The 18,321-nt window shown below is 54.7% G+C and carries 17 protein-coding genes; 4 read left to right on the forward strand and 13 right to left on the reverse strand.

Annotated elements, in window-relative coordinates:
• Positions 1-55: 55 nt before the first annotated feature.
• The 5 genes from QCD60_RS24970 to QCD60_RS24990 all read right to left on the reverse strand — a co-directional run bounded on the left by QCD60_RS24970 (position 56) and on the right by QCD60_RS24990 (position 3,869).
• Positions 56-1,261 carry a diguanylate cyclase gene (locus QCD60_RS24970; RefSeq protein WP_279789522.1) on the reverse strand — a complete coding sequence of 402 codons (1,206 nt, stop codon included), beginning with the start codon at positions 1,259-1,261 and terminating at the stop codon, positions 56-58.
• 195 nt (positions 1,262-1,456) lie between these two features.
• Entirely contained in the window at positions 1,457-2,158 is a 702-nt protein-coding gene (locus QCD60_RS24975; RefSeq protein WP_279789525.1) for a class I SAM-dependent methyltransferase, read from the reverse strand.
• A gap of 20 nt (positions 2,159-2,178) precedes the next feature.
• Positions 2,179-2,589 carry a DoxX-like family protein gene (locus QCD60_RS24980; protein ID WP_279789527.1) on the reverse strand — a complete coding sequence of 137 codons (411 nt, stop codon included), beginning with the start codon at positions 2,587-2,589 and terminating at the stop codon, positions 2,179-2,181.
• A gap of 188 nt (positions 2,590-2,777) precedes the next feature.
• On the reverse strand, positions 2,778-3,038 hold the full coding sequence (locus tag QCD60_RS24985; RefSeq protein ID WP_279789529.1) for a hypothetical protein: 261 nt from the start codon (positions 3,036-3,038) through the stop codon (positions 2,778-2,780).
• 204 nt (positions 3,039-3,242) lie between these two features.
• A complete protein-coding gene (locus QCD60_RS24990) occupies positions 3,243-3,869 on the reverse strand; it encodes an XRE family transcriptional regulator (RefSeq protein ID WP_279789531.1) in 627 nt (208 codons plus the stop codon).
• 174 nt (positions 3,870-4,043) lie between these two features.
• Here QCD60_RS24990 and QCD60_RS24995 point away from each other — a divergent pair, with 174 nt between their 5' ends.
• Positions 4,044-5,204, forward strand: a complete 1,161-nt coding sequence (locus QCD60_RS24995; RefSeq protein ID WP_279789533.1) for a benzoate/H(+) symporter BenE family transporter — start codon at positions 4,044-4,046, stop codon at positions 5,202-5,204.
• Between the two features lie 289 nt (positions 5,205-5,493).
• On the opposite strand, the gene QCD60_RS25000 is transcribed toward QCD60_RS24995, so the two are convergent.
• On the reverse strand, positions 5,494-7,014 hold the full coding sequence (locus QCD60_RS25000) for an aldehyde dehydrogenase (protein WP_279789535.1): 1,521 nt from the start codon (positions 7,012-7,014) through the stop codon (positions 5,494-5,496).
• A gap of 292 nt (positions 7,015-7,306) precedes the next feature.
• Here QCD60_RS25000 and QCD60_RS25005 point away from each other — a divergent pair, with 292 nt between their 5' ends.
• A complete protein-coding gene (locus QCD60_RS25005) occupies positions 7,307-7,966 on the forward strand; it encodes a response regulator transcription factor (RefSeq protein ID WP_279789537.1) in 660 nt (219 codons plus the stop codon).
• 342 nt (positions 7,967-8,308) lie between these two features.
• Positions 8,309-8,629 carry a BON domain-containing protein gene (locus QCD60_RS25010; protein ID WP_279789539.1) on the forward strand — a complete coding sequence of 107 codons (321 nt, stop codon included), beginning with the start codon at positions 8,309-8,311 and terminating at the stop codon, positions 8,627-8,629.
• Here the strand turns inward: QCD60_RS25010 and QCD60_RS25015 are convergent.
• The 7 genes from QCD60_RS25015 to QCD60_RS25045 form a co-directional block, all read right to left on the reverse strand.
• A complete protein-coding gene (locus QCD60_RS25015) occupies positions 8,621-11,350 on the reverse strand; it encodes a NahK/ErcS family hybrid sensor histidine kinase/response regulator (protein WP_347950258.1) in 2,730 nt (909 codons plus the stop codon). The two genes, QCD60_RS25010 and QCD60_RS25015, sit on opposite strands and share 9 nt — an antisense overlap.
• Positions 11,340-12,512, reverse strand: a complete 1,173-nt coding sequence (gene nosP / locus QCD60_RS25020; RefSeq protein WP_279789541.1) for a nitric oxide-sensing protein NosP — start codon at positions 12,510-12,512, stop codon at positions 11,340-11,342. Before nosP ends, QCD60_RS25015 begins: the two co-directional genes overlap by 11 nt.
• Positions 12,513-12,816: 304 nt before the next feature.
• Positions 12,817-13,026 (reverse strand): hypothetical protein, encoded by a 210-nt coding sequence (locus QCD60_RS25025; protein WP_279789543.1) that lies wholly within the window; start codon positions 13,024-13,026, stop codon positions 12,817-12,819.
• A gap of 175 nt (positions 13,027-13,201) precedes the next feature.
• On the reverse strand, positions 13,202-13,801 hold the full coding sequence (locus QCD60_RS25030) for a MarC family protein (RefSeq protein WP_279789545.1): 600 nt from the start codon (positions 13,799-13,801) through the stop codon (positions 13,202-13,204).
• A gap of 152 nt (positions 13,802-13,953) precedes the next feature.
• Positions 13,954-14,814 (reverse strand): metallophosphoesterase, encoded by an 861-nt coding sequence (locus QCD60_RS25035; RefSeq protein ID WP_279789547.1) that lies wholly within the window; start codon positions 14,812-14,814, stop codon positions 13,954-13,956.
• A 1-nt stretch (position 14,815) separates the two neighbouring features.
• Complete coding sequence (locus QCD60_RS25040) at positions 14,816-15,946, reverse strand: diacylglycerol kinase family protein (RefSeq protein WP_279789549.1); 1,131 nt, start codon at positions 15,944-15,946, stop codon at positions 14,816-14,818.
• Positions 15,947-15,979: 33 nt separating this feature from the next.
• Positions 15,980-16,939 carry a 2-hydroxyacid dehydrogenase gene (locus QCD60_RS25045; protein WP_279789552.1) on the reverse strand — a complete coding sequence of 320 codons (960 nt, stop codon included), beginning with the start codon at positions 16,937-16,939 and terminating at the stop codon, positions 15,980-15,982.
• A 285-nt stretch (positions 16,940-17,224) separates the two neighbouring features.
• Here QCD60_RS25045 and QCD60_RS25050 point away from each other — a divergent pair, with 285 nt between their 5' ends.
• Positions 17,225-18,055, forward strand: a complete 831-nt coding sequence (locus tag QCD60_RS25050) for a class III extradiol ring-cleavage dioxygenase (RefSeq protein ID WP_279789554.1) — start codon at positions 17,225-17,227, stop codon at positions 18,053-18,055.
• Positions 18,056-18,321: the final 266 nt, after the last annotated feature.

Raw genomic sequence — 18,321 nt, forward strand, 5'->3', positions numbered from 1 at the left:
CTCTTACCTATGTACACAGGCCAGTGCAAAGCATGCGTGAAGACATCTTGCAGGCTTAGTCTCGAAGCACCTGCTCCACCCTCACTGTGTCCGCTTCACCATTCGCCTTGATACTTACCAGTACCGCATGTTCATGCACAGGCTCGGGATGAAGGCGGGCTAATAATCGCTGATGTACATGCTCAAACACCTGCACACCGGGCTGCAAGGCTTCCATGGCAATGCTGATAGCGAACTGAAAGCGTAACGCTCTGGTCTCAATCCATATGTTCTGAATATCTGTCTGAATCTGCTGGATCTTGTACTGCGCATCGTCCAGCCCTGCCGGAAATAACATGATGAGCTCGCAGTGCCCGTATCGACCGGCCAGGTCTGTCTCATGAGTATGTTGTCGGATGGTCTGAGCCAGAGCCACTAGCGCCGCCTCTGCAGCACCATTGCCGTAACGAAAACCCAGCTCATCAAAATGCTCAATGCGGCAGATCACTGCAGCAATGACCTGCCCATGTTGCTGCTGCCGTAATAGTTCATATTCAGACATTTCCACCAACCCCCGACGACTAAGCAGGCCGGTCAGGGGGTCGTGAACTGACAGACGCTCATACATGATCCGCAGTTTATCCGTCGCCAGCAGGACAAAACCGAGGCTGCTGCACACCACGGAGCCGCTGAAAGCCATAATGTATGGCTCACGAAACCAGCTTGTATCTGCCACATTACCTGCAGGCGTCAGCAAGCTGATGAGTTCAGCCCACATTCTGACCGTAGCAATCCCGATCGCACCGATGAATGCCGCCAGAATAATGCGCCCTCCGAGTGCCTTGCGAGCTCGTCCATCCGCCAGCAGACAGCGTACAGCCACCGCGTAATAACCTATGGTCAGTATCATCAGCATGGCCACACGAGCAGGTTGATTAGGGAACACCAGCGTCAGGGCAGCGACAGGAATAAAGCTGGTCATGATCTGGCTAACGCACTGCTGCCAAGATGGAAAACGGTGCAACAGGTGGCGCCGAATGGCATGCACCTGCAGAATGACGGTGGCCAGATAGGCTGTATTGGCGAACAGCAACAGCAGGACGGGAGAGACGTCAGGTAGTGACAGTAACGTCACGGCGGTAAAGATAAAGGCCAGACAGGCCAATGCCCAGGTTCCGGTGCCTTTGACTGTGCGCGGCAGCGTCAGACGCAATGAGGCGATGATGATGGTGAGCAGCAGGCAGAGTTGCATCAAGACGAAGATATACGTTCGGTAGTCCATACAGCTCCTCCTGATCGTTGTTGGCACCTGCCAGAAATGGGGATGTGGCACGTCGAACCAGAGAGAACCCGGGCTGGCATTCACTCTGGTTCGCTGCAGTCTTCAACGTAGTAACTAGCCTGACTTAGCCGATTTATTCGCAGCGATCATTCAGTGACTGAAGGCACAGCAAACTCAACCACGTTCAGATCAGACTCATTCGGACGTTTTTTTGCATACCAATATTAGCGAGCACGGCAACACTCCCTGACGATCCAGCGGCTCTCGCATTTCACAGCAGTAAAATCCGCAGTCTGCCAGCGTCTTTATCCAGGAAGCCAGCGTTCTGAAGTACCAGGGTGCCGCACGGGCAAAACGGTTGCTAAGCCCAAGCCAACTACCGGGTCGCCAGCCATCGATATATCGCCCGTCTGGACAGGCGACAACGGGATGGAGCGTTTGTATAACCAGCACTCCCTGCGGTGCCAATAGCTGATAACAAGCCTGAATGGCCTGCACCGTACTGTGTTCGCCCAACAATGAAAAGTTGGCCACAGCCATGTCCAATGACGGCGAGCCAGCCCCGCTCTGCACCATCTGAACAAGCTCGGCATAGCTTGCCTCGATAAACCACCCTCGCCCGCCGCATCGCTGCCGTGCACACTGAACCAGTTCGGTGACAGCATCAGATGCCAGAACATCCATCCCGAGATCAAGGAGCTTTTCACTGAGCCATCCCTCACCACACCCCAGATCAAGAACATGGTGAGGGTGACAGCTTGCAATCACATCCAGAATAGCCTGATTGGTCACCTCTACCCTGGAGCGAATGTCGCCTGCAGCGATAGCTTCAATCCAGGGTTGGGCATTGTCCTGCCATGCGGCAAGGATCTGCTGTTCCGGGTCATCCGCGAACATTCGCTCTTACATCCATAACATCAGTTGATCCAGCCCGGCGCAGGACGGCGCTGGTTAGAAATCATACCGATGACCGCCAGGATGAAAATGGCCAGATTGGTCACTAACGGGTTGAAGGCCTCACTCATCAACGCGGGCGCCACCATCATGACGTCAATCAGTAGTCCCAGCATCAACAGACAGGTAATCAGTAAAGGCCAGGCACTGCGATGAAACAGCAGAATGCAGAACCCCAGTACAATTTCAGCAGCACCTGCCAACTGCACGATCCCCATTCCACCCAGCTGCAGATCGGTCAATCGATGAGCATCGATCAGCATACGCTCAGTTGCATTGTTGTACATCAGCTTGGGAATCAACCCCTGGTAGATGAAGATGATCCCCAGTGTCAATCTCGACCAGAAGTTGATAGCGGCAAGACTTCTATTCATACCCGATAACCCTTTGCTACTGCTCCAAGAGGCACGGCAGGAAAATGACAGACGCAGACCTGCTCATATGGCAGGCCTACTGCATAAAAATCGCTGTTATTCTGCGCGCTGCTTTTGTTATTTGTGTGAATGCATCGCCTCAGGTTTCACATGGAAAGATGAGACGGGTACTGCGTAAGACAGGGGTGTTACGCCTTACTCCAGGGCAACTTCGGTAGTCGATCCAATGACTTGGCATAACGCGCGGCATTATACGTGGTGCCGGATTTCATCACGGTGGTCATCTCATGGGATAACGCCGCAGCAATCAGTCCCATAGCCTGCTCATCGCTATAGCCTTTCTCCCGCAGACGCTTCATTGCTTTGGCAGCCGCAGGCGGTGTGTTGCTTTCTATCTGTCGCGTGACCGTGGCATACAATGCCTGGCGAGCTTTATCAGCCTCACTCATGTACTCAGTTCCTGTCATGGCGTAGCGAACAGTCCCATTCAGCAACCGCCTTGACAGGGCCACATGCCATGGGAGAGTGCCAGCCCGGCTTCAGAGAAATACGAAAGGAGATTTATACAGCGCCGGTGAGGGAAGAGACAAACTTTTTACCGATCGGTTCCGGTTTTTCGCTTCACTCGCACAACCTGCAGGCTTTCAGACGGACTAGCCCGGCCAGACCAACGTAGTGGCTTGCTGTGCGCTCGGTGGATAGTGAATCAGATTATGAATGGCCGCAGCCTCATCATGAAGATTGCGATAGGCATGAGGCTGGTCTGCGGCAAAGCGGATGGCCTCCCCCTTACTCAGTGGATGCCACTGCTCCCCCACCAGCACATCCATCTGGCCTTCAAGCACAATGACATGCTCGACCACCCCTGACGCATGAGCAATCGAGTGATGATCACATCCCGGGGCCAGCAATATATGAAACAGCTCAAATCCCATACGTGGATCAAAGGGAAATACAGCATGCGCATACATGCCAATCTCCACCTCGCTGAACTCCGCTTCGTTGCCTGTTCGTATCAGGGTCTCATTACCACTCACTTGCTGAGCGACATCTAAAAAGCTGGATAACGAGACTCCACAGCCTGCTGCAATCTTCCACAGAGTGACCATGGTCGGGCTTGATTCTCCCCGTTCGATCTGTCCCAGCATGGCCTTACTGACACCGGTCTCACTGCTGCAACGGTCCAGACTCCAGCCCAGTTGCTGGCGCAACGTCTTCAGATACTGACCAATATTGATATTGACCGACAGTGCTGGATCCGCTGTTTGATTATTCGTCACTTGCCCTACCTGTCTGTGCCACCACACCTGTCATCTCTCAAAAGCCGCTTGTACGCTATAACGCACAAATGATAGCATTCCCTTCGTGCGTTATTGCGCACAGAGCACATACAATAACAAGGTATGGTTTGAGTCAACCTGTACCTGAAGAAGACCTCGTCGATGGATGCCCCCATGTTCAAGTCACTCTCCCTGACCACAGTGGTCGCAGGCTTTATTGCTGTCCTGGTAGGCTTTACCAGTTCAGCCGTCATTATTTTTCAGGCAGCCAGTGCCGCTGGCGCCTCCCCGGCAGAAGTCAGCTCCTGGCTGGCCGCACTGGGCATTGGCATGGGCGTCACCTCCATTGGCCTGTCCCTTCGTTATCGCATGCCGGTACTGACCGCCTGGTCCACACCCGGCGCAGCCCTGCTGGTTACCAGTCTGGCCGGCGTGCCGATGAGTGCAGCCATTGGTGCCTTTGTATTTTCTGCCATACTGATCACGCTCTGCGGCGTAACCGGCCTGTTTGAAAAGATGATGGACCGTATTCCCAAAGGGCTGGCTGCCGCCATGCTGGCCGGCGTCCTGGTACATTTCGGTTTGAATGTTTTCAGTGCCATGCAGACCCAGCTGCTGCTGGCATTAGCGATGTTTGTGACCTACCTGATCGCCAAACGCGTGACACCACGCTATGCCATTATTCTGGTGCTGGCGATTGGAGTGATCATTGCGGGTGCCAAAGGCCTGCTGCACTTCGATAACGTCACGCTGGCCGTGGCTCAGCCAGTATGGACAACCCCTACTTTTGACCTCACTACACTGATAGGTGTGGGTATTCCACTCTTTGTTGTAACCATGGCGTCACAGAACGTCCCCGGCGTCGCTGTTATCCGTGCTTCAGGTTACAACATGCCCATTTCGCCGCTGATCACCTGGACAGGTATCGCATCACTGGTATTGGCCCCCTTTGGTGGTTATGCCCTCAACCTGGCTGCCATCACTGCGGCCATCTGCATGGGAAAAGAGGCACATGAGCAGCCGGAAAAACGCTATATGGCTTCGATCTGGGCAGGCTTCTTCTATCTGATTACCGGTGTATTTGCCGCCACTATCGCCGGGCTGTTTGCGGCCTTCCCCAAAGAACTGGTACTGACCATAGCCGGTCTGGCACTGTTCACCACCATCAGTAACAGCATGGCCATGGCTATGCACGATGATCGTCAGCGCGAACCGGCACTGATCACCTTCCTGATTACGGCATCAGGACTCACCCTGTTTGGTATTGGTTCTGCGTTCTGGGGCCTGATTGGCGGGGTGCTGGCCATGCTGGTACTGAACTGGGGAAAGCGCTGACAGGTTGGGTGGTGCTATTGAGCACGAAGAGAAACAGGTGACGTTCTTCAGGAAGGAAGTGAATAAAAAATGCGCGGTCAAAAGACCGCGCAATGGCACAAATGCCAGGCAAGATTGTTGCTGTACACCTTCGGCAATCCCTTTGCCGACAACGCCTACGTTGAAAACTCACTGCCGACGTGCAGTTTGTGAGCCTGGTGCGCGTCGACGGTGAATCCTTTCATCTGCTCAGGCAGAGAGCTGAGCAGATATTAGCTGAGGTGCTCTGAATCAGAGCACTGTGATGAACTCAGAAGAAGCCCAGTGGATTGATGTCATAACTGATCAGCAGGTTTTTGGTCTGCTGATAGTGATCAAGCATCATCTTATGGGTTTCACGACCGATACCGGATTTCTTGTAGCCACCGAATGCAGCATGCGCGGGATACATGTGATAGCAGTTGGTCCATACCCGACCGGCCTGAATACCACGTCCCATGCGATACGCGCGGTTGATGTCACGCGTCCACACCCCGGCGCCCAGGCCAAACTGGGTGTCATTGGCAATGGCCAGTGCCTCTTCCTCAGTCTTGAAGGTTGTTACCCCGATCACAGGCCCGAAGATCTCTTCCTGGAACACCCGCATATCGTTGGTGCCTTTCAACAGCGTGGGCTGGATGTAGTACCCGGTAGCCAGATCACTCTGCAGTTGCTCAACACCGCCGCCCATCAGGAACTCAGCCCCTTCGTTACGGGCAATTTCCATGTAGGACATGATTTTGTCGAACTGCTGCTGAGATGCCTGAGCACCCACCTGCGTTTCGGTATCCAGTGGATTGCCACGCTTGATGTTTTTGGCGCGCGCGATGACACGCTCCATAAAGGCGTCGTAGATCGATTCCTGTATCAATGCACGTGACGGACAGGTGCAGACTTCACCCTGGTTGAAGAAGCCCAGAATCAGGCCTTCTGCTGCCTTCTCGATGAAAGCTGGCTCAGCCTGCATGATGTCTTCAAAGTAGATATTGGGTGACTTGCCGCCCAGCTCTACCGTGGAGGGAATGATGTTCTCGGAAGCACACTTGAGAATATGAGAGCCCACCGGGGTTGAACCCGTGAAGGCAATCTTGGCAATACGTTTGCTGGTTGCCAGTGCTTCACCGGCTTCCTTACCAAAGCCGTTGACGATATTCAGCACACCAGCTGGCAACAAATCCTGGATCAGTTCAGCCAGCACCAGAATGGAAGCAGGCGTCTGCTCGGCGGGTTTCAGTACCACGCAGTTACCTGCCGCCAGCGCAGGCGCCAGTTTCCAGGCGGCCATCAGAATGGGGAAGTTCCAGGGAATGATCTGCCCGACAACACCCAGTGGCTCATGGAAATGATAGCTGGCGGTGTTGGCGTCAATGTCAGCGGTCGAACCTTCCTGCGCACGGATACAGCCGGCGAAGTAACGGAAATGATCGACGGCCAGCGGAATATCGGCAGCCAGGGTTTCACGCACGGCCTTGCCGTTGTCCCAGGTTTCAGCAACGGCCAGCTTTTCCAGATTCTGCTCCAGACGATCAGCGATTTTCAGCAGCATGTTGGAGCGTTCAGTCACGGAAGTACGACCCCATGCAGGAGCAGCAGCGTGAGCAGCATCAAGAGCCTTGTCGATATCTTCGGCGGAGGAACGGGGAATTTCGCAGATGGCCTGGCCATTGACCGGAGAGGTATTGGTGAAGTACTGGCCCTTGACAGGTTCAACCCACTTGCCGCCGATAAAGTTACCGTAGCGCTCTTTGAATTGAATGACGGAGCCTGCTTGTCCTGGTTGTGCATAGATCATGGTCAGTGCCTCGCTTTTATTTATCTTGTTTTGAACACGGATTTGCTTGGACAGACTGATCATAGGAGCCGCTCTGGCACCCTTGTATGCTGCATTGGAAGGGAAAAATTAGTACTTTAGTACTGCTTTTTTCGATTCAAGCCGTACTGAGCATGGAATCAGCGGAATTTACCCGGCGCTGGACCTTGGTCGCATTGGCAGTTACGTATTGCCTCGTTCTAATTAACCGGCTTAAATGCCCGGCAGCCATCACCAAGTCACCCACCGATAACAACAATTAAGGTCACAATCCATGTTCAAGATTCTGGTAGCAGATGACCACCCATTGTTCCGCGAAGCCATTTGCAGCGTGATCAGCGATGGTTTTCCGGGCAGTACCGTACTGGAGAGTGCTGATCTGGATAGCACCGTTGTGATGGCTCAGCAACACGACGATCTTGACCTGATATTGCTCGACCTCAATATGCCCGGCATGAATGGCCTCAGCGGGCTGATCAGCCTGCGAAATGAATTACCGGACATTCCTACTGTTATCGTCTCCGCCGAAGAAGACAAGCATATCGTCCTGCAGGCGATTACCTACGGTGCGGTTGGCTTTATTACCAAATCCCTGCCACGTCCTCAGATGCGCGAAGCCATCGGGCAGATACTGGACGGTAATGTCTATTTACCCGCCGATATTATCCGCACCCAGCGTACAGCCCCCAATAAGCGCGAAGACGCACAGATTGACCCGACCCTGCTACAGGCATTGACACGCAAGCAACTGCAGGTGCTCGAACACATGGCGAAAGGGGAATCCAATAAGCAGATTGCCTACAATCTGGATATTGCAGAAACCACGGTCAAAGCCCATGTCTCTGCCATATTGCGCAAACTCGGGGTACATAACCGGGTACAGGCAATTCTTTCGACCAGCGATATCGACTTCAGCGATTACCTGCGTCGCTAACAGTTGCAACGGCCACTCCCGATCAGCCAGAACTTCGCTGTGCAACCCCTATTTGTATCACTCCATTGCAATGATCGACGGTATCCACCCGATCAGTCACAACCTCTCACTGAACAATACTTATCATCAAACAGTGATTAATCCGTCACACAGGTGATGGATCATACTCCTGTCAGGGTTTGGGGTGCGGCCAGCTCACGGCTGTACCATTCGGCAAAGCAACCATCAGCCTGACATCATCACTATCGACAGATGGCGCGAAAGTTGCTCAGGACTGCCTGATAGGTCCCTATCTATAACAACCGAACCCACTCGTGATCTGAATGAGAGGGAGTTCCCAAGATGCGTAAGATAAAAGTCGCTGCAACTGCTGCCATTCTGACCACCTCAACGCTGGTCATGGCGGCCTCTCAGGGTATGTCGCCGCATAGCTCTCTGCTTGAGCAATGTGCGTCTGCACTGACAACTATGGATATTCAGGCCCGATTGTGGATGGCGAACGAGATTCCGGCCCACCGCATCAGCGTCACCACAAATGGGCGCGTGGTCACTCTGGCGGGTGAAGTAAGCTCCAAAACAGCGCAGGACAAAGCGATCCGTATCGCTACGCTGGCCAGAGATGTTGACCGGGTGATCGACAACCTGCAGGTCACCTCACTGTGAGGCGACCTGACTGCCAAACAGCTGCAGTAATGCCATTTTGAGCTTCAGTGGTTTCACTGGCTTGTGCATCAGCAGATAACCCTGTTGTTTAATCTGCTGTTTCAGCTCCAGACTGTAATTGGCCGTAATCATCAGCACGGGTAGCGCGGTAGTACGCGCTGCATTGATGTGCTCTACCACGTCCAGCCCTGTCGCCGTTTCGTTATCCAGATGGTAATCCGCAATCAGCAGCGCTGCCTGATCCTCAGTAATATCGACCTGGCGATGAAGATCAGCCAGAGAGGTCGCACTGATGACCTGGCATCCCCACTTCTCAAGTAATGTTGTCATTGCTTCGCAGATGGCATGATCGTTATCCACCAGCCAGATGGGAGCCCATCCCAGATCAATATTCCCCGGCTGTGGCAGGCTGTCTCGGGTACTGGCACCAGCAGGCACCTGATCCGGCGCCAGTGGAATCGACACTGAGAACGTTGAGCCGCGACCGGGACGCGATGTCACCTTGACCTCATAGCCCAGCATCCGTGCAATCTTGTCAACAATGGCTAACCCCAGACCCAAACCGCGATCCTGACGATGAGCAGGTGGATTGACGCGACGGAACTCCTGGAAAATTTCCTCCTGCTTGTCAGCGGGAATCCCCATGCCCGTGTCCCACACCTCAATACAGACCTTGCCCCGACGCATACGACAACCCAGCAGGATGCCGCCGTGTGGTGTATAACGCACCGCGTTGCTGAGCAGATTGCGCAGAATACGCGATAACAACTGCGGATCTGAGCTGACCTGCACCGCCAGAGGATGACAGCGAAAGTCCAGCCCCTCGGCTCCCGCTACCTGACGAAATTCGGTCGCCAGCACCGTCAGCAGATCGCGTAAGTCGAAGCTGACAATTTCGGCATGCATGACCCCTGCATCCAGTTTGGAAATATCGACCAGTGTCCCCAGCAGCGCCTCCACATCTTCAAGGGCGTGATTGATACTCTTCGCCAGATTACCCTGCTGCTCACTGACCTGCGCTTCCAGCAAAGCCCCGGTGAACAGGCGTGCAGCATTGAGAGGCTGCAGCAAATCGTGACTGACTGCCGCGAGGAATTTGGTTTTGGAAAGATTGGCCCGCTCCGCTTCCTGCTTGGCTTCCAGCATGCGTTGCTGGCTGCGCTGACGCTCGGTGACCTCGTCGCGCAATTGGGCATTTAGGGTCGACAGCTCCTGTGTCCGCTCCTCAACCCGGGCTTCGAGACTCTGGTAAGCGAGCTGCAATGCTTCAGCATGTTTGCGCCGCTCGGTGATGTCCCTGATAAGCACGAAAATCCCCATCACCTTTGCCTTCTGCCCGGAAGACCCTGCCATAGCATCAGTGCCTGGCTGGCTGGCAAAGTTGGGCACATAAGTGCGCAGCAGATAGCGCTCCTGCCCACTGGCATTGGTTTCAGGAAATTCGAACGTCACTGTACGCCCGGCAAATGCCTGCTCGATATAAGGCTGCAGGCGCGAATACTGCTGACGCCGGTGCATTTTGACCAGGGTATTGCCGATAGCACTGCCCCGCTGCCAGCCGTACCAGTCGTCATAGCCACGGTTAGTGAAGGTGTACCGCAGGTCGTCACCCACATAGGCAATCAGTGCCGGAATCTGATCAGTGATCTGTCTTACCCAACGCTCACTCTCCTTCAGTGTCTCGGCATAGTGATAGCGCTCAGTGATATCAGTGAAGGTATTGACGACCCCACCGCTCGGCATCGCATGGCTGCGAACCTCCAGCACCTTGCCATTTAACAGCCTTTGTTCATAAGCACTGCCACCCAGCAACTTACGATCTTTGCTGTCACTGCCCTGCCCCAGCTCGGTGGCGGCCAGCACCTCTGCCAGACGCATGTGGGGCTGTGCCTGGCTAACCCCGGTCAGGGCCAGAAAACGACCATTCCATAACTCCAGAAAACCATCGGCATTCACCACGGCCACACCCTGAGACAGACTGTTGACCGTGTTCTGCAGCAAGCGGGTTTTCTGCGCCAGCGCCTGTTCACGCAGAGCTTGCTCTGAGGCTTTCAGCTCGGTGATGTCGGTATAGAGCATGACCTGCCCCCCTTCGCGCGTGGGGCGCTCACTGGCCTGAACCCACTGCCCGGAACGGAGACGATACAGTGTCGTCCCTGCGCCCTGCCCTGAGCGCTCCTCCATCACCATGCCTGAACGACTGGCCTTCTGCCGGAACTGCTGCAAGGTGGTGCCAAGCCCTACCGATATACCCGCTTCGGTACAGAAGTCGGTGAAATGGCTATTGAATTGCACAATGCGCTGCTGCTGATCAAACAGCACAAAGGCATCAGAAATACTCTCGATGGCATCCACCAGACGCTGATTGGCGGTTTCGGTCTTTTCCCGCGCCTCGCGCAGCAGGAAATTGCTGGCCTTTAGCTCTGCCATGGCCTGATTGAGCGCATCGGTCCGCTCCCTCACCTGCTCTGCCAGCGTGATGGAATGCTGGAATGCGGCGTAAGGGTCAGGCCGGTCAGGGCTGTTGGCTTCGACCCGCTCGATCAGGGCCGCGCAAATACGCCGCAGCTTGCGATTCTCCTCCTGCAGCTGCTGCATGTGAGTAAAGTTATCATCCTGTTGCTGACAAAACTGCAGGGGCAGTAGCGGATCGCCCGGGCTGTCGCCTGCCATCTGCCCGTCAGATAAATCATGAGCCGGTAAATAGGTTTCAGAGGGCATCGCTGCGGCAGTACCTTCCTATAATGACGCCGGTGAACGTCTGGTTGATATGCATCCCGTTGAACTGCTCTCCGTAGGAGTTGAAGCCAATCACCCGGTTGTCACGCAACAAGGTGGATGTCGCCTCCGTTTGCTCCAACTCTTCCAGCTCAAGACGGCGCAAAAAACAGTCGCAACCGATGATGACCTGCGGTTGTCCCAGCTGCTGATAGCGTTCTGTCAGTGCCAGACGCAAATCTTCCATCAGGTCTCCCGGCTGCATGGCAGTCATGACAATGCCGTTCTCGACCGCACAGTAAAACGTCATGCTGTAATCTGCATTGATCCGCTGGATAGAACGCACGTAATACTGATCGTGATAGCGCACCGCCAGCGGATGCTGGGCAAATACATGCATGTCGAGTTCATTGACGTTCTTGCCCACCAGTCGGGCATACGCCAGTGCGGCAGGTTCTGCATTAAGTTCATAGACGGTGCGCGAATCACGATCTGCTGCCGTCACAACCAGCTTCTCGTGGCGCGGGCGAACGTGATGAGTGGTGAAGACGTCAAAATCCAGCGGTGTATTGATCATTACAATCACCGCTGCTGCACTATGAAACGCTCCCTCACTGTAGACGTGGGTATTGGTCAGGTGATTGTCATCTCCGGCGGAGCCGCCGAAATGAGGAATACTTCCCAGAGCAGAACAAAGTGTGGACAACACCAGTTCTTCCCGGCTGGAAAGCCCATCCAGTAACGTCAGGGCAAAGGTATGGCCGCGTACCGGAGCCAATGCCGACTCGCGGCAATGATCCAGCAGATCCTCCACTACATGCTGGGCACGGGTCAGGTCAAACTCATCCAGACAGGTCACCAGTGCCTGATCCACCGCAAACGCCCGTCGGTCAAACCCCACCGCCACGATGCAGCCACGTCCATATCCCTGAGGCGTAATCTCGCCTGCGGTCGTGCAACCTGCGACAGGCGTATCACCAAATGCCAGACTGAGCGCCGTGCCCAGACGGTCCAGGTCATACTCTGCAGAACAAAAAAACAGCACGAACCCCAGATGCTCATGCATCAGTTGATCAGCCAGAGAGAAAGCAGCCAGGTGAGGGTCGACGGCGTCGGAGCTGGCCGTCAGGACAGCGTGACTGTAAAGATCTATCGCAGCGTTCATTGCAACTACCCGCTTAAGCTTATCGTTATAGGCTTCTATGCAAAGTTGACGAAGCAGGTCTGAGTCTACGCTGACAGAGAGTGAAATTCAGCCGCCATCAGTAGTACGACTAAAGGAGGTGTTCAATCAACCGGGGAGTAAGGGGAAGTGGAGAACTACGAGTGAAGGCGTATTCAGAAGACGTCGGATAGAAAGCCGATGGGTAGAAAGACGATGGATAGATCAGATGGAACGGAGTCAGCACAGCGTCCACCTATGCTTTAGCTGTCAGCCTCTCGGGTGAGGCTGACAGCGGCATCCGTTATCAGTGACGCTCGGCCCAGTCCTCAAGTTTGTGGGTCAATAAATGAAAGTAATTCTGGTATGTCTGGGGATCCTGAAACTTGATGTTCTCAAGCGTCTCGCGAATGCTGTGCTTCGCATCATCAAACATAGCCAGATTCCCAGCCCGTCTGGCTTCGTTCATACGAGCCATCTGACGCACAATCAGGGATTCACCTATTGTTAGGTTCATCGATCATCTCCTTTTGAATCGTTACAACCATTGCCCTCGCCAACTTATCGGTTTTGGCGAGGCTCGTAATGCTATGCCCTACCTGCAGACGGTTTCAATGGATCATTCTTCATTTGAAACCTATTGTCGTTGAAATAAAACAGATGAAACCTGCTGGTAAAGCCGTCATAACCGGCTACTGGCCGGCAATACTCTTCACACCCTCATAGACAAACTGAATAGCCAGAGCAGCCAGAATCACACCCAGAAAGCGGCGAAGGATTTCATCGCCCGTGCGCCCTATGACTGTCTTTACATAACGAGACAGCAACATCAGTGCCAACGTAATGAAACTGATGGTCAGAATCGCAGCCAGCACGCCCAGATTGACGGCGTTATCCGCCGAACGGGAGAACAACAGGATAGCCAGCGTCAGCGAGCCAGGCCCCGCCAGTAGTGGGATGGACATAGGAAAGACCGAGATATCCTTGCGTTCGGACTGCTGCGCGTACTCGATGTCCTTGGTGATCATATTGAACGCGGTATAGAACAACAGCAGCCCGCCTGAGATGCGCAGGGCGTGAATACTGATACCAAGATGGTGCAACAACCCCTCGCCATAGTGGCCAAAGATCAGCAGCAGTAAGGTACTGATCAGGGTCGACTTGAGCGCCATGCGCACGCGGTGTTTCATATCATCGGCTGGAATCAGCGAATGAAAGATCAGTGCAGCACCGATGGGGTCAATAATGACGAACAGAGCAGTCAACGCATTGAGGTAAGTAGGCAGGTCCATTTCAATCTTCACAGCAAAAGATGCGCCGCACCGGAAGGTGCAAGTATGGCAAGGCGGCGCGCATTATAGGAGCTGACATCGAGACTGCCTACCACGATAGACATATTTTCCCTTCGCCATACTCATCTCTGCCCTGAAACGTGTACAGGTCACTAACCACGCAAATGCACATGAGGCAGCAGCTCCTGCCAGCCCCCCACATCGCGACAGAAGCTGGCGATTTCCTTTTCAAAGAAATGTCGCTGATCTGCCTGCCAGTCCATGCGGGTGATACGCACTTCAGCCGCCTCATGCTGACCGAGAAAATCAATCACATTGAAGGAGTTCGGTGCGCCGATACGGATGCGTGACGACATGCAGGTCCCGGCCAGTGCTATGACCAGTGGCAACTGATGACTCGGATAACGATGCTGGCTGGTGCGCATCAGCGGATCATGGATATGGCCACTCAGTACCAGATCAACGCCATACTGGCTCAGCGTCGCCAGGATCGCCTCGGCATTGTGAATCAGGTTTGGCTCATCCTGCCTGCGTCGACAGTCCAGCGGATGGTGAAATACCGCAACGGTGACTGTCGGGGCGCTGCCTGTCCGCTGCGTCTGCTCCACATGCTGTTGCAACTGGCGTTTCAGGTCGCCCAACGGAATCTCACCGTCCTTGTGCCGCCATCGCGGGGCAGAGTTTATCCCGACCACACTGACCGGCCCCAGACAGAGGTGTGGCGCTAGTGTGTTACCCTGCATGCGGTAGTTGCGATACGGCCAGCAGCAGCGGGCAAGCAGGTCAAACAAGGGAATATCATGATTGCCGGGGACCACCAGTGCGGGCAGTGACAGCTGAGTCAGGAAGTCATGAGCCCGGCGGAACTGCTCCCGGCGCGCTCGCTGGGTGATATCCCCCGACAGTACGACGCCATCGGCATGCAATGCTGCAATCTGCTGAGCCAGCGCTGCCTCAACAGCAGGCTGCTCGGTACCAAAATGGGGGTCTGAGATATGAACAATGCGCACCATCTCATTGCTTCTCCATATCCGTCAGACTGCCTCCTTCCCACAAGACCGCCCCCTCCTGCCGCGGTAACTCTCTGGCCAGTACTTCATCAATACTCGGAGGAATGCTAACGAGCTCTGCCAGCGCTATTTCCTGTTCCTGAGGTTGCAGCTGCCGGGGAACGATAAGCTCAATCGCCCGATGCCGAATGCCGTAGCGCAGTGGCGTGGGCATTTTCAGGCGCTCCCCGTCCATCACCACTTCCATATGTTTACGCCGACAGCCGATCACCATTTGCCCGGCACAAAATCCTTCAAGATTGTCGTCATCTCGCAGGCGTCGCATCAAACCATGCAGACTGAGCCGCAGCAGTCCCCATTTTGAAGGGGGACGCATGACAACCACCGCCAGTTTGTGATCCAGCGCACAATGGGCGACATCGAGCGATACATCGTGCAACTGCAGCGCATTAATACCGACAAAGACCATCGGGGTGCGCAGACGTTTTCTGCGTTCGGCAGTGCCCATTTCCAGATCCAGACTGGGAGAACCGCGCAGTAACGTCAGCAAGGTGGAAATCGTCGCGACCCAGCGGTTGCGGCCCCACCGGGAAGTATGGCGTTCACGCGCCCGAATCAAACGACTGTAAAGTCCAAAGCTGGAGTTGATGACAAATGCCTGTCCGTTGATATCGCCAATGTCGATGGCTTTCAGGCGGCCTGACAGGACAGTTTCAAAGGCCTGTTCAAAATCTTCCGGAATGGCGTGGTTACGGGCAAAGAAGTTGAACGTACCGATAGGTATGACACCCAGTGGAATACCTGCGCCGGATATTTCCTGAACGACGGAACGAATGGTGCCGTCACCGCCTGCCGCGACGATCACACCACCCTCCTCCCGCGCAGCGTCCAGTGCCTCTCGGGCCTTGTCTGGCAGAAAGCGTGGATGCTCTGGCAGATGTAATCGCAACGGGCGCTGATCTCGCTCACACAGGCGCCGCGCAATCGCGACCAGCACATCTCGTGCGCCACGGCCAGACTTGCCGTTAGCGACCAGATGCACCGGCGCTTTGCTGAGCTGCTCATCACTGTAGGAAGAAGAAACGACGGACTGACTACGGTTATGTCTGGACACTTCCGGTTGTGACAACGACATGGACGACACTCCTGATCATCGGTTGGTACTCTGCTATGTGGGGTTCAAATCCTGTCGATACAGCAGGCTTTGCCCAGACTGCAAACGCCTGAGATTTTCTGAAACACCCTGATAGATCCCCTCCAGCGAAATATCGGTGACGCCGCCAATATGCGGGGTCGCCAGCAGGTTGCAGTCAAAGATGGGGTCATTGGCATCAGGCGGCTCCTGCCAGAACACATCCAGCCCGGCACCAGCAAGTCGCCCGCTGCTCAGCGCCTGATGCAGCACGTCACGCTCAACAAGACCACCACGCCCCAGATTGATCAGAAACGCTCCCGGTTTGAATAACTCGACAGTGCGCTCATTGATCAGGCCATGTGTAGCATCATTGTCAGGCAGACTGAAAACAACGAAGTCCGCTTCTGCGAGTAGTTCCGGCAGATCATCCATCCCCGCCACCCAGTCCAGACCAAGCTGCTGGGCCAAACCGGTATCAGGTTGACGCTTGACCCCAATCAGGCGCGTGCCAAACCCTGCGAGCCTGACCGCCAGCGCCTTGCCGATTCCACCTAACCCGACCAGACCTACCGTCTTGCCTTTCAGACTGAGCCCCATAGGGCGCCCAAGGCGGCCTTCCTGCAGATGCTGCCCGATCACCCGGGCGTTGCGTGCTAACCCGAGCATAAGATAAATACCTAACTCAGCGACCGAGTCTGCATTACCTGACACATCCGTAGGCACATTACATACTGCGATACCACGTTCGCGGGCGACGCTCATATCCACCCCTTCCAGTCCGGCGCCCATTTGCTGGATCAACTGCAGTCGATCAGCACTTTGCAGCACCTGCGATGAAACTTCACTCATGGTGGGTATCAGCACATCGAATCCCTGCAATGTCGCTATGCGGAAGTCTCCGCTGGCGACAAATTCCAGTTCGAGGTGCGCAGTACGAAGCTTGGCGAGCATACCGCCCCAGGCGTTTTCCGGTGCGGCAAACAAAATTCTCATGGTGTTGCTTATTCCCTGTTATCCCACTCAGAACCCATCAACATCAGGTGATTACCCGCAATTAATTAACGACTGAGTTTCCATTAATGCTCTTTTTTAGGTTAATCCCCAACACTAGACTCAATGGGATCCAAATCTCTACCCGACCAAAGTATTGAAAGCCGGTTTTATCTGACCACGATGTGGAGATAAAACCCGCGACCATCAACAACCGCATGATGTCTTAAGGCACGGGTGCAGATGTTGGGGGCAGGTAGAGTCAGACTGTTCAGATGAGATGCGACCATGGCCACAGATAACTCCAGCACTACACCGATGCCGACTATTTTCATCCCCCACGGTGGTGGCCCCTGTTTTTTCATGGAGCCTCCCTTTGGCCCCAAAGACATGTGGGACAAGATGGGGAATTACCTGCGCAGCATCGTCGCTTCCCTGCCCCGTCGCCCCAAAGCCGTACTGGCAGTGTCAGCTCACTGGGAATGCCCACGTCCGACAGTGATGACCTCACCAGCGCCTTCCATGCTGTTTGACTACTATGGCTTTCCTGAACACACCTACCGCCTTGAATACCCGGCCCCCGGCTCACCTGAACTGGCGGCCAGAGTTCAGCAGCTGCTGGCTGATGCAGGAATTACCTCTGACAGTGATAATGAGCGCGGCTTTGACCATGGTGTCTTCGTACCCTTTCTGCTGATGCTACCTGACGCGGACATCCCGGTGGTCCAGCTGTCATTACAGCGCGGGCTTGACCCCAAACAGCACCTGCTGATTGGCAAGGCACTGGCTTCACTGCGTGATGAGGATGTGCTGATCGTCGGTAGTGGCCTGAGCTACCACAATCTGCGGCACTTCTTCGCAGATATCTACCAAATGGATCCAGCCGCGCAGGCGTTCGACAACTGGCTGAACGACACGGTGTGTCATCCCAACCCAATAGAGCGGAATCAGCGCCTGATCAACTGGAGCTCTGCACCGGGTAGTCGCAGCTGTCATCCACGTGAAGAGCATCTGCTACCTCTTATGGTGGCAGCGGGTGCCGCAGATGCCGATCCGGGCAGCCGCCCCTACAATGATCACGTCATGGGCAAAGCGGTATCAGGCTTCCAGTTTGGCTGAGCGGATATAGACCTTCTGGGCCTTGACGGCAGCTGACAATTTCGCCAGACTGCTCGGCACCTGACACAGCCGTCACCGTTCGGCATGTCGACACTGATTTTGGACTGGATTCCCATGACTTTCTGCTCTAAACGCAAACAGCTCAAACGTAAGGTAGCGTTCAAACGCTAACTTGTTTGGTTGTTTGCGGGTAAGAGCGGATTAAACGAAATCCAGCAACAAAAAGCCCCGGTAGCCAAACAGGCGCTACCGGGGCTTTTTGGTTT

The organism is Pokkaliibacter sp. MBI-7 (assembly GCF_029846635.1).
Classification (GTDB): domain Bacteria; phylum Pseudomonadota; class Gammaproteobacteria; order Pseudomonadales; family Balneatricaceae; genus Pokkaliibacter.

Excerpts from the sequence above, each read along its gene's own strand:
- QCD60_RS24970 (WP_279789522.1), bottom strand. The coding sequence starts at position 1,261 with ATGGACTACCGAACGTATATCTTCGTCTTGATGCAACTCTGCCTGCTG.
- QCD60_RS24975 (WP_279789525.1), bottom strand. The coding sequence starts at position 2,158 with ATGTTCGCGGATGACCCGGAACAGCAGATCCTTGCCGCATGGCAGGAC.
- QCD60_RS24980 (WP_279789527.1), bottom strand. The coding sequence starts at position 2,589 with ATGAATAGAAGTCTTGCCGCTATCAACTTCTGGTCGAGATTGACACTG.
- QCD60_RS24985 (WP_279789529.1), bottom strand. The coding sequence starts at position 3,038 with ATGAGTGAGGCTGATAAAGCTCGCCAGGCATTGTATGCCACGGTCACG.
- QCD60_RS24995 (WP_279789533.1), top strand. The coding sequence starts at position 4,044 with ATGTTCAAGTCACTCTCCCTGACCACAGTGGTCGCAGGCTTTATTGCT.
- QCD60_RS25000 (WP_279789535.1), bottom strand. The coding sequence starts at position 7,014 with ATGATCTATGCACAACCAGGACAAGCAGGCTCCGTCATTCAATTCAAA.
- QCD60_RS25005 (WP_279789537.1), top strand. The coding sequence starts at position 7,307 with ATGTTCAAGATTCTGGTAGCAGATGACCACCCATTGTTCCGCGAAGCC.
- QCD60_RS25010 (WP_279789539.1), top strand. The coding sequence starts at position 8,309 with ATGCGTAAGATAAAAGTCGCTGCAACTGCTGCCATTCTGACCACCTCA.
- QCD60_RS25015 (WP_347950258.1), bottom strand. The coding sequence starts at position 11,350 with ATGCCCTCTGAAACCTATTTACCGGCTCATGATTTATCTGACGGGCAG.
- nosP (WP_279789541.1), bottom strand. The coding sequence starts at position 12,512 with ATGAACGCTGCGATAGATCTTTACAGTCACGCTGTCCTGACGGCCAGC.
- QCD60_RS25025 (WP_279789543.1), bottom strand. The coding sequence starts at position 13,026 with ATGAACCTAACAATAGGTGAATCCCTGATTGTGCGTCAGATGGCTCGT.
- QCD60_RS25030 (WP_279789545.1), bottom strand. The coding sequence starts at position 13,801 with ATGGACCTGCCTACTTACCTCAATGCGTTGACTGCTCTGTTCGTCATT.
- QCD60_RS25035 (WP_279789547.1), bottom strand. The coding sequence starts at position 14,814 with ATGGTGCGCATTGTTCATATCTCAGACCCCCATTTTGGTACCGAGCAG.
- QCD60_RS25040 (WP_279789549.1), bottom strand. The coding sequence starts at position 15,946 with ATGTCGTTGTCACAACCGGAAGTGTCCAGACATAACCGTAGTCAGTCC.
- QCD60_RS25045 (WP_279789552.1), bottom strand. The coding sequence starts at position 16,939 with ATGAGAATTTTGTTTGCCGCACCGGAAAACGCCTGGGGCGGTATGCTC.
- QCD60_RS25050 (WP_279789554.1), top strand. The coding sequence starts at position 17,225 with ATGGCCACAGATAACTCCAGCACTACACCGATGCCGACTATTTTCATC.